Below are 11,855 nucleotides of genomic sequence, written 5' to 3' on the forward strand. Positions count from 1 at the left end.
ATCGGTGAGGGTTTGTTTTAACGCTGCGGACAAATATTTATAGCGCAATATCTGCCACTTCTTTGCGTGCCGGTTGCGGTTTCAATTGTGCTTTTGGCGTGCTGTCCGCAGCCTGCGGCTTGTCGTATTTCAGACCCAGCACTTCGCTGGTGTACTGCAATTCTCGTTCTGTTGCTGCCACATTACCGTTCAATTTACTGCCGTAAGACGGAACAATCGCTTTCAGCGTGGCCTGCCATTGCGGGCTGGAGACACGATCACCAAACACTTTTTCCAGTAAATTCAGCATAATTGGTGCCGCGGTTGACGCTCCCGGCGATGCGCCCAACAACGCGGCTATGGTGCCTTGCTGGTCACTAACCACTTCAGTTCCTAAACGCAACACACCGCCTTTGTCGGCATCACGCTTGATAATTTGCACACGCTGCCCTGCCTGCCACAAACGCCAGTCCTCTTTTTTCGCCTGCGGATAGTACTCTTTCAGTGCGGCAAAACGATCATCTTCACTTAACATCACCTGGCTAATCAGGTATTTCACCAGATCAAAATTATCCAGCCCGACGTGCATCATCGGCAACACGTTTGACGTTGTGGTAGAACTCATCAGATCCCACAGCGAACCGTTTTTGAGGAATTTGGTTGAGAAAGTGGCAAATGGCCCGAAAAGCACCACGCGTTTACCATCCAGAACTCGGGTGTCAATATGCGGAACAGACATCGGCGGTGCGCCCACGGACGCTTTACCGTAAACCTTCGCCAGATGATGGTTAACCACGTCCGGGTTTTCCGAGACAAGGAACTGTCCGCCCACCGGGAAACCAGCGTAGTCTTTCGCTTCCGGGATTCCTGACTCCTGCAACAGTTTCAGTGCCGCACCGCCAGCCCCAATAAAGACAAATTTTGCGCGGATGTTATGAACTGTACCGTTTTTCAGATCAGCAATCGTCACCGTCCAGCTTTTGTCGCCATTACGTTTCAGTGCCCGAACTTCGCTGCTGAGTTGCAGCGAGAAGTTTGATTTCTTTTGTAATGAAGCGATCAACTGACGGGTGATCTCGCCGTAGTTCACATCGGTGCCAATTTCAGTCCGTGTAGCAGCGACTTTCTGCTGCGGATCACGCCCTTCCATCACCAGCGGTGCCCATTCTTTAATTTGCTCGTGATCTTCCGAATAACGCATTCCGCGAAATAGTGAACTTTGTTGTAGTGCCGCATAACGTGCGCGCAGGAAGTTAACGTTATCCTCGCCCCAGACAAAGCTCATATGTGGAACGGTATTAATAAATGAACGTGGGGTTCGCAGCACACCACGTTCGACCTGGTGTGCCCAAAACTGGCGGGAAATCTGGAATGCTTCGTTTATGGCGACTGCCTTTTCAATGCTGATGCTGCCGTCGGCGTTTTGTGGGGTGTAGTTCAGTTCCATCAGCGCCGAGTGCCCGGTTCCGGCATTATTCCAGCCGTTCGAACTCTCCTGAGCTACACTATCCAGGCGCTCCACCATGGTCATCGACCATTCCGGTTCCAGCTCCCGTAAATAGGTCCCCAATGTGGCGCTCATGATGCCGCCGCCAATCAACAGTACATCAGTTTCCTGCTCCTCGGACGCTTTCGCCTTTGCCGCCGCAGATCCGGCGTTAAGCCCCACGGCCATTGAGAAGAGCATGGCAGTCACTTTTTTCATATTGTTAATGCCTTACTTTTAGTCACTTTATTGCAGGTGATATTTGCGCGGCATCAACGGTAACACTTAAGCAACAATATTTAAATATTGTTTATAAATTATATTCCATTTTTGAAACATTATAATTTCGTTGATAAATTATAAGGGCATTGCAAAGGCGGAATTTTCAGGATATTTACCTGCCGGCAGAACGCCGGCAGAACGCCGCCAGGCTGGAACAGAACATCACGCAGTACGTGCAACTGCGTCGCGGGAAGCTGCGTCACGCTCCGCACCCGTCAGTTCACTCAGTTGCCCACTGCGCATCTCCAGCAGGCGGTCAGCGTGGATAAAGTAATGATCGTCATGACTAATGGCGAATATGGTTTTACCCATCTCCTGCATCAGCGGCAACAGTACCTGATAAAACTCACGACGGAAATGCGGGTCCTGATCCGCCGCCCATTCATCAAGCAGAATAATATCTCGTTCTTCTGCCAAAGCCAGCAACAGCGCCACTCGTTTTTTCTGGCCTTTCGATAACCTGAGGTTAAGAATACGCCCGTTATTTAACTCAAGCTTATGAGCCATTTTCAGTTGTGCCAGCCACTTCTCAACCAGTTGTGGATTAGCCGGTTTTCCCTCCGGCCCCAGCAGTTGATCAAACAGCCAGACATCGGTAAACACTGCCGAAAACAGTTTGCGATAATCTTCCGGTTGTTCGCCGCTGACAGGTTTTCCATCCAGCAAAATTTCGCCACTTTGTGGCTGGTACAAGCCCGTCAGCAACATTGCCAGCGTCGATTTGCCACTACCGTTGCCGCCAATCAGAAACAGCAGTTCGCCACGTTTAATGGTGAGGTTAATCGGCCCAACGGAAAATGCGTTATCCTGATAAGCAAACGTCACGTTGCGCAGCTCCAGCGTTTGCCAGTTGGGAAACGCCTGCGGGCGCGGAAACTCCGCTTTGAAAGGCGCGAGTGCGAATTTGTTCAACTTGTTGAACGCCACCTGCGCAGTCAGTAGCGTCGGCAACGCACCAACCGCCGAAAGCAGCGGCGTACGCAGGAACAACAGCGTTAGCGAATAGGTTGCAGCAACGTTGGTATCTGCCCAACCGAGACTGTTCGCCATCCAGAACACCAGCCCGATTGCGCCCAGCATCATGATGTTTGACCAGTTCACGGCACTAAGATGGAAGGTGTCTGCGCGGATAATATGGTGGCGATACTCTTGCGCATCAGGAATGTAGAGGTTGTTAAACACATACTCGGCGCGTTCACGGTTAAGAGTCAGCTCTTTGCGCCCTTCGAGTACAGTTTGAAAATCCGTGTACAGCTTATCTTCGGTCTCGCGCAGGGTCGCCATATGTTTGTAAACCCGCGCCACCAGCACAAAACCGCCCCAGATGGTGACCGCCATCCAGATAGCCGTTACCAGCAACATCTTGCCCGACAGCATCCACAGATACGCCGCCGAACCGATAGTGAGAATGATCCCCTGCACCAGTTCCGGCAGGCGAACAAAAGCAATGGTGATATTGCGCACATCGCTGGTTAACCCTGCCAGCAGTGAGGCGCTGCCCAGTTGTTCAATACGTTCGACATGGGTATCCAGAATCCGCTTGATAAATTCGCTACGCAATCGGTAAACGAAGTGATGGCCCAGCGTAGTAAGTGCCAGTTGCGATCCCAGAGTCACTGCCATTAGCAGCAGCAATAAACCCAGAAATTCTGGCAACACCAGCAGACTGGTATCCGCCGTTTCGATAAGGCGCTGATTGATAAAAGCAATTAAGCCAATGCCTAATGCCGCACTGGCGAGGCTTAGCGCCATCACACTGATAAATGGCCAGCGATACTGCCGCCAGACAAGTACAAGAAGTTCCATGCAGAAAACCCGGACAATGAATTACAGCCCGCAGTTTAAACATCTCCGCGCGCACAGCAATAATAATTCTTATTTTTATTCTTTTTTACCTGCCTGACGGAATGTCAGGTTGTAGCGGCAGTCGGCGGTGAGTGGATGAAAGCCCGCTTTCAACGGTTGAATGCCGTGATAAAACAGCCGCGATTCACCGCCCCATACCACCACATCGCCATGTTCCAGCAATAAACGTTTGAGCGGATCATTTCGTTTCAGGCCACCAAATTGAAAAATCGCGGGTAAGCCCAGAGAAACAGAAACTATTGGCGCACGCAGATCCGGTTCGTCTTTATCCTGATGCAGCGACAGTTTCGCGCCCGGGGCATAGCGATTGATGAGGCAAGCATCAGGCTGGAAATCTGGATAGCCCGCCGCCGTCGCCGCACGTTGACATAAATCATGAAAACTATGCGGCATGGCGGGCCATGGTTTATTTGTTTGCGGATCAATGGGCGAATAGAGATAACCTTGCCGATTGGTCGTCCAGCCCAGATGCCCACAGTTGGTCATCGCCACCGACATGGTATAACCGCCTGGAGTGACCATCTGGCGAAACGGCGACTGGCTGGCAACGTCATTAATATCGCGGATCAGTTGTTCCGCAACGTTAAAAGCAAAACGGCGCAAAATCACCGCACCAGCCGCCAGTGGCTCTTGCCACGGTTCAGCATCGGCAAACAGATCCAACATTACCTCTCCTCATTTTCAGATTCGCGGCGCAGCAGTTGCGCTTTGCGCGACACGCCCCAGCGGTAACCGGAAAGTGTGCCATCACCATGGACCACCCGATGACAAGGTATAACGATAGCTAGCTTGTTAGCGGCACAGGCGCTGGCAACGGCACGTGCCGCTTTCGGTTTGCCGATGGCGTTAGCCAGTTGCTGATAACTGACTGTTTCACCGCAAGGTATCGTGCGCAGTGCCTGCCAGACTTGTTGCTGAAAAGCGGTGCCGCGAATATCCAGCGGTAACGTCAGCGGTGTGTCGCGGTGATTCAGACTGGTGATCACCTCGCGCAAATGTTGCTGAAACGTCACATCGGCAGGCGCGTTGTCGGCAGCGGGAAACATCTGCTGCAACTCGCTGATTAATGTCGCGTCATCATCGCCCAGTAATATCGCGCAAATCCCCCGCTCGCTTTCTGCCACCAGGCACCGGCCCAGCTCACAATCAGCCAACGCGTAACGCACCGCCAGATTTTCGCCACCGTGACGGAATTGTTTAGCCGTCATGCCCAGCGTTTCGTCGGCTTTGCGGTAGTAACTGCTGCTGTCGGGGAATCCGGCGTTAAGAATGGACGTCGTCACGCTCTCCCCTTTCGCCAGTGATTCGCGCAAACGGCGAGCGCGCCAGGCCTGTTGCCAGGCTTTCGGCGTCATTCCGGTAGTCGCTTTAAACAACCGATGCAGATGAAATGGACTCATCGCCACCTGGTCGGCTAAGGCTTCCAGCGTTACAGGCGTTTCCTGTTCCAGAAGTCGGCAGGCGTGGGTAATTTTATCAAGGCGATGTTGCTGGGGGTTGGCCTTGTCTGGCTGACAACGTTTGCAGGGGCGAAAGCCAGCGGCAAGCGCCTCGCTGGCGTCCGCGTAGAAGAAGACGTTTTCCCGCAAGGCATGTCTGGCACGGCAAGACGGTCGGCAAAAGATACCCGTGGTCCGCACGGCGAAAACGAATTCGCCGTCGGCGTTCGGATCGCGGGCTAAGACAGATTGCCAGCGTTGATCGTCAGTTAAGCATGTGGCGTTTTTCATCATCAGCTCCCTGGTTAAGGATAGCCTTTAGTCTGCCCGGTCACCATCACGCAAAAACCAACAATCTTGCGCTTTAATTTTTTTCGCTCACCAGGAAGCTTTTAAACTGCGGCGACATCCAGGTTTTAAAACTATCGCCTTCTTTGGTGATCATATAGACCGCCAGTCCTTCACGACGAGCAATTTCTTTCGCTTTCTCCGGTCCGAGCACCATTAAGCCAGTATCCCAGGCATCGGCTTCCAGCGCCGTCGGAGCAATCACCGTCACGGATACCAGATTGTGTTCGATGGGACGCCCGGTTTGCGGATCGATAACATGAGAAAGACGTTTGCCGTCCAGTTCGTAATAGTTACGGTAGCTGCCAGAGGTGCTAATGCCATGACCGTTGATATCCACCACGGCCTGAACCGCATTTTCCTGATCGGTCGGTTTTTGAATCGCTACCCGCCACGGCTGGCCTTCAGCGTTCATACCACGGCTGTTCAGCGCGCCGCCCACCGACACCAGATAGCGGGAAATGCCTTCCTGCTCCATCAAGCGTGCCAGATGATCCGCCGCATAACCTTCTCCCACGGTGGAAAGATCCACATATAGCTCTGGCAGATCTTTTTGCAGATATTGCTGGTGGTACTGATTAATCACCGTCAGATGCTGCAATCCAGTTTTCGCTTTTGCAGCGTCGATTTGCTCCTGCGAGGGGATCATCACGGGCTGTTTATCGGGGCCAAATCCCCAAAGGTTAACCAATGGCCCCACGGTGACATCCATTGCCCCTTCAGTTTTTTCGCCAATTCGTATTGCAGTGGTGACGATATCAGCCATCGCTTCACTTACCGGCCAGGGAGAGAGACTGTGAGTATCGTTAAAACGCATCAGTGCCGAATCTTTTTTATATGTTGAGAGCAACTGATCATCTGCATCCAGTTGTGTCTGTATGCGATTACGCAACTCGTTACTGCGTTTCTCATTAATGCCCACCACGCTGACACGCCAGAAAGTACCCATGGTTTTACCTTCCAGTACCGTAACGTCTGCAGATGAGACTTTAGTGGATTTCGGGGCTTGATCACAGCCAACAAAGAGGAGTGCCGCTGCTAACAGCGCCACACGAGCAAAGTTTATTTCCATACGTGATTATCCTCATGCGAACGGGCGCAAGAGTACACCAAAAATCAGCATTTGTGCGTTGAAGAGTATGAAAAAGCAATGAAAAAAGGGCCCGCAGGCCCTTTGGTCAACAGAAATCGAGATTAGAACTGATAAACCAGACCCAGAGCTACGATGTCATCAGTGTTGATGCCAGCAGCGCGGGTGAAGTTATTGTCGTCCAGCAGGTTGATTTTGTAATCAACATAGGTCGACATGTTTTTGTTGAAGTAGTAAGTAGCACCAACATCAACATATTTCAGCAGATCTTCGTCGTCGTAAGTACGACCAGCGATGTTGGCATTCAGGTTTTTACCTTTGGACTGCAGGTAAGCTACAGAAGGACGCAGACCGAAGTCGAACTGGTACTGGGCAACCACTTCAAAGTTCTGAGCTTTGTTCGCCCAACCTAAATCACCAGCCAGAGTTGCGTTGTAAGTCTGGGTGTACTGAGCAGCCAGGTATACGTTGTTAGCGTCGTATTTCAGACCACCAGTGTAGGTTTCTGCACGATCGCCGTTACCGATGCCATAATTGTTCTGCTCTGCGGTACGTTTGGAGCTGGAGATCGCACCACCAAAGCTGAAGCCTTCACCAATGTCATAAGTGATAGAACCACCAACACCGTCACCGTTCTGCTCCAGAACATCACGACCATTGTTGGTCACACCAGTCATACCTTCGCCAGACGGGCTACCGTTTTTACCCTGGTACTGAACAGCAAAGTTCAGGCCATCAACCAGACCGAAGAAGTCGGTGTTACGGTAGGTCGCGAAGCCGTTACCACGCTGCTGCATGAAGTTGTCAGAGCTGTAGGTGTCACCACCAAATTCTGGTAACACGTCAGTCCAGGACGTTACGTCATAAACAACACCGTAGTTACGACCATAGTCGAAAGAACCAACGTCCTGGAATTTCAGACCAGCGAATGCTACACGGGTCCAGGAGTTGTTTTCGCTTTCCGGAGCATTGCCCTGGATCTGATATTCCCACTGACCATAACCGGTCAGTTGATCAGTAACCTGAGTTTCGCCTTTGAAGCCGATACGCATGTAGGTTTTGTCACCATCTACAGACTTGTCGTCAGAGAAATAGTGCAGACCATCTACTTTGCCGTACAGATCTAATTTGTTGCCGTCTTTGTTGTAAATTTCAGCCGCATTTGCTGCGCCTGCTACCAGCAGAGCCGGTACCAGGAGGGACAGTACTTTAACTTTCATGTTAATAACCCTCTGTTATATGCCTTTTATTTGCTTTTTATGCCACTGCTTACTGATTAACCCTCATTAATCAGCCGGCAACTTCATTCTCCTTAAAATTGCAGAATAATCCAACACGAATATGATACTAAAACTTTTAAAATGTTTCATAGTTCTACATAGGTGTTTCAAAATGTAAATATCATGGAACTTTTTTCAATCACTCAAAAAATCAAAAAATAAGCAATTTTCTGAAGAAAATATTTCAAATCTTTTATAATCAGTATATTACGCAACTTTATTTCATAGCACTGAATGTCAAAACAGAACCTTCACTCGCAACTAAAATATTTCCCGCTATCATCATTAACTTTATTTATTACCGTCATTCATATCTGAATGTCTGTTTACCCCTATTTCTACCGGATGCTTCGCATCCGGTTTTTTTTACCTTTCTTTACACATAATTTTCCCGCATATGCTACCCCTGCAAAACTGTTACAGTAATTAACTATTTCGCAATATGTCACGAATGTTAAAACTAATTAATAATTCTTGTTATTTTCATATATTTTCTTATTCGTTCTGTTCTTTATTTGTACACCAGAACGAAATTTGTACATATCCCAATCACAGGGCAGCTCATTAATATTACTGATAAATATCACTCCCGTTGTGTTCAGAGGGTGTGGAAATTCATCTCATAGCCTTTATACTGCTTTTCACTTTTACGATGTTTTTAACAGGTCACCAACACCAATGAGTCAGTCTGACACAACGGCTACATCCCGATTCTCCCTTCTGCCGGGAAGCATTACCCGTTTCTTTTTACTATTGATCATAGTGTTGCTGGTGACGATGGGCGTGATGGTGCAGAGCGCTGTAAACGCCTGGCTCAAAGATAAAAGTTATCAAATTGTTGATATCACCCATGCTATTCAGAAGCGAGTAGATACCTGGCGGTATGTTACCTGGCAGATTTATGACAGCATTGCTGCAACAACTACCCCTTCCGGTGGTGAAGGTTTACAGGAAACTCGGTTAAAACAAGATGTTTATTACCTGGAGAAGCCTCGGCGTAAAACCGAAGCCCTGATCTTTGGTTCTCATGACAGCGCAACTTTAGAGATGACCCAAAGGATGTCGACTTATCTCGACACGCTATGGGGTGCTGAAAACGTGCCGTGGTCGATGTACTATCTTAACGGCCAGGATAACAGTCTGATTTTGATCTCAACGTTACCACTTAAAGATCTCTCTTCCGGTTTTAAAGAATCAACGATTGATAGCATTGTCGATTCGCGTCGCGCCGAAATGCTTCAACAAGCGAACGCCCTCGACGAACGTGAAAGCTTTTCTGCTTTACGCCATTTGACCTGGCAGAACGGTCATTACTTTACTTTGCGAACCACTTTCAATCAGCCTGGGCATCTGGCAACAGTAGTGGCTTTCGATTTACCCATCAATGATTTAATTCCCCCAGGAATGCCACTGGACAGTTTCCGCCTGGAACCTGATGTGACCTCCACGGGGGCAACCACCAATGATAAAGACACTCCCGATAGCGTCAGCATCAGTTTTAACAGTTCCAAAATCGAAATCTCCTCGGCATTAAATTCCACCGATATGCGTCTGGTATGGCAGGTTCCTTATGGCACGTTGCTGCTTGATACCCTGCAAAATATATTTTTGCCGCTGCTTTTGAATATTGGTCTGTTGGTGCTGGCCGTTTTTGGATTCACCACTTTTCGTCACTATGCCGGGAAAAGTGGTGAAACCACGCCTTCTCCGGTAATAAGTAACGAATTGCGTGTCTTACGGGCCCTAAATGAAGAGATTGTTTCTCTGCTACCGTTGGGGCTATTGGTACACGACCAGGAAGCTAATCGTACCTTGATTAGCAACAAAATCGCCGACCATTTACTGCCTCATTTGAATCTGCAAAATATTACCAGTATGGCGGAACAACATCAGGGGATCATCCAGGCGACAATTAATAATGAATTGTATGAGATCCGTCTGTTCCGTAGCCAGGTCACACCGCATACGCAGATTTTTATTATTCGTGATCAGGACCGGGAAGTGCTGGTGAATAAAAAACTCAAGCAGGCGCAACGTCTGTATGAGAAGAATCAGCAGGGGCGTGCTGCCTTTATGAACAATATCGGCAATGCCCTGAAGGAGCCTGTTCGCGCGTTGGCTGAAACTGCAGCGAAAATCGAGACAGCAGAAAGCCAGTTGCTGACGGATCGCGCCGACCAGTTGGTGCGTCTGGTAGACGAAATTCAACTGGCAAATATGCTGGAAAACGACAGCTGGAAAAGTGAATCCGTTCTTTTTTCCGTGCAGGACTTGATCGATGAAGTCGTGCCTGAAGTGCTTCCAGCCATAAAACGTAAGGGGCTGCAGCTACTGATCAACAATCGCCTGCATGCCAACGACCAACGCAGGGGCGACCGTGATGCTCTGCGGCGTATTTTGCTGTTATTGATGCAGTATGCGGTGACTTCCACGCAAATTGGTAAAATTACCCTCGAAGTTGATCAAGATGAATCATCAGAAGAACGCCTCACCTTCCGTATTCTTGATACAGGTGAAGGTGTCACGCTGAGTGAAATTGATAATCTGCATTTCCCGTTTATTAATCAGACACAAAGTGACCGTTATGGCAGTGCAGATCCTCTGACTTTCTGGCTTTGTGATCAGTTGGCTCGCAAATTAGGTGGCCATTTAAATATTAAAGCGCGAGAAGCATTGGGTACACGCTACACCATTCATGTTAAAATGACTCCGCACGATGAACATATGGAAATAGAAGAACGTCTATTGGATGATGTCTGCGTTATGGTAGATGTCACTTCAAACGAAGTTCGTAACATCGTGCTTAGGCAACTGGAAAACTGGGGTGCTACGTGCATCACTCCAGATGAAAGACTGATAAGTCAAGAATATGATCTCTTTTTAACTGATAATCCGTCTAATCTTACATCCTCAGGCGTACTTTTAAGCGATGATGAGTCTGGCGTACGAAAAATTGGCCCCGGTCAACTACGCGTCAACTTTAATATGAGCAACGCTATGCAGGAGGCTGTTCTACAACTTATTGAAGAGCAACTGGCGCAGGAAGATATTCCAGAGTCGCCACTCGGCGGGGATGAGAATGCCGAACTTCATGCCAGTGGCTACTATTCGCTCTTTGTAGACACAGTACCGGATGATGTTAAGAGGTTGTATACTGAGGCAGCTGTCAGTGATTTTGCTGCGCTGGCTCAAACGGCTCATCGTCTGAAAGGCGTGTTTGCCATGCTAAATCTGGTACCCGGCAAGCAGTTATGTGAAACGCTGGAACATCTCATTCGTGAAAAAGATGCTCCAGGTATAGAAAAATACATCAGCGACATTGACTCTTATGTCAAGAGCTTGCTGTAGCAAGGTAGCCTAATACATGAACAATATGAACGTTATTATTGCCGATGACCATCCGATTGTACTGTTCGGTATTCGCAAATCACTTGAGCAGATCGAGTGGGTGAATGTAGTCGGTGAATTTGAAGACTCAACAGCATTAATCAACAACCTGCCTAAACTGGATGCGCATGTGTTGATTACCGACCTCTCCATGCCTGGAGATAAATATGGTGATGGGATCACCTTAATTAAATATATAAAGCGTCACTTCCCAGGTCTTTCTATTATTGTTCTGACCATGAACAATAATCCGGCGATCCTGAGTGCAGTTTTAGATCTCGATATTGAAGGGATTGTACTGAAACAAGGCGCGCCAACCGACCTGCCGAAAGCGCTGGCAGCACTGCAAAAAGGCAAGAAATTTACCCCGGAAAGCGTTTCCCGTCTGCTGGAGAAAATCAGTGCGGGTGGGTACGGCGACAAGCGTTTGTCACCGAAAGAAAGCGAAGTTCTACGCCTGTTTGCAGAAGGTTTCCTGGTAACAGAAATCGCCAAGAAACTGAATCGCAGTATTAAAACCATTAGTAGCCAGAAAAAATCGGCAATGATGAAACTGGGCGTTGAAAATGATATCGCTCTGTTGAACTATCTCTCTTCTGTGACGTTAAGCCCGGCAGATAAAGATTAATATTGCCCGCTACTCCCTTAGCGCCGGATAAGGTCTAACACCTTATCCGGCCTCATATTTTAAGCTTTAA

At 48.8% G+C, this 11,855-nt stretch carries 8 protein-coding genes; 2 read left to right on the forward strand and 6 right to left on the reverse strand.

Going from position 1 to position 11,855, the window contains the following annotated elements:
• Positions 1-37: 37 nt before the first annotated feature.
• From mqo to K0335_RS18320, 6 genes are all read right to left on the reverse strand, one after another.
• Complete coding sequence (mqo, locus tag K0335_RS18295) at positions 38-1,684, reverse strand: malate dehydrogenase (quinone) (protein ID WP_000758036.1); 1,647 nt, start codon at positions 1,682-1,684, stop codon at positions 38-40.
• A gap of 225 nt (positions 1,685-1,909) precedes the next feature.
• Positions 1,910-3,553, reverse strand: coding sequence for a microcin J25 efflux ABC transporter YojI (yojI, locus tag K0335_RS18300; RefSeq protein ID WP_104919500.1), 1,644 nt, complete (start codon positions 3,551-3,553; stop codon positions 1,910-1,912).
• A gap of 75 nt (positions 3,554-3,628) precedes the next feature.
• Positions 3,629-4,279 carry a DNA oxidative demethylase AlkB gene (gene alkB, locus K0335_RS18305; protein WP_000884976.1) on the reverse strand — a complete coding sequence of 217 codons (651 nt, stop codon included), beginning with the start codon at positions 4,277-4,279 and terminating at the stop codon, positions 3,629-3,631.
• Entirely contained in the window at positions 4,279-5,343 is a 1,065-nt protein-coding gene (gene ada / locus K0335_RS18310) for a bifunctional DNA-binding transcriptional regulator/O6-methylguanine-DNA methyltransferase Ada (protein WP_104919501.1), read from the reverse strand. Before ada ends, alkB begins: the two co-directional genes overlap by 1 nt.
• A gap of 73 nt (positions 5,344-5,416) precedes the next feature.
• Entirely contained in the window at positions 5,417-6,472 is a 1,056-nt protein-coding gene (gene apbE, locus K0335_RS18315; RefSeq protein WP_104919502.1) for an FAD:protein FMN transferase ApbE, read from the reverse strand.
• A 122-nt stretch (positions 6,473-6,594) separates the two neighbouring features.
• Positions 6,595-7,710 carry a porin OmpC gene (locus K0335_RS18320; protein ID WP_046081585.1) on the reverse strand — a complete coding sequence of 372 codons (1,116 nt, stop codon included), beginning with the start codon at positions 7,708-7,710 and terminating at the stop codon, positions 6,595-6,597.
• Between the two features lie 738 nt (positions 7,711-8,448).
• Here K0335_RS18320 and rcsD point away from each other — a divergent pair.
• Positions 8,449-11,118, forward strand: coding sequence for a phosphotransferase RcsD (rcsD, locus tag K0335_RS18325; protein ID WP_104919503.1), 2,670 nt, complete (start codon positions 8,449-8,451; stop codon positions 11,116-11,118).
• Between the two features lie 16 nt (positions 11,119-11,134).
• A complete protein-coding gene (rcsB, locus tag K0335_RS18330) occupies positions 11,135-11,785 on the forward strand; it encodes a response regulator transcription factor RcsB (protein ID WP_001061913.1) in 651 nt (216 codons plus the stop codon).
• Positions 11,786-11,855: the final 70 nt, after the last annotated feature.

This window comes from Escherichia sp. GZ89, from assembly GCF_019366485.1.
In the GTDB taxonomy this organism is placed as follows: Bacteria; Pseudomonadota; Gammaproteobacteria; order Enterobacterales; family Enterobacteriaceae; genus Escherichia; species Escherichia fergusonii.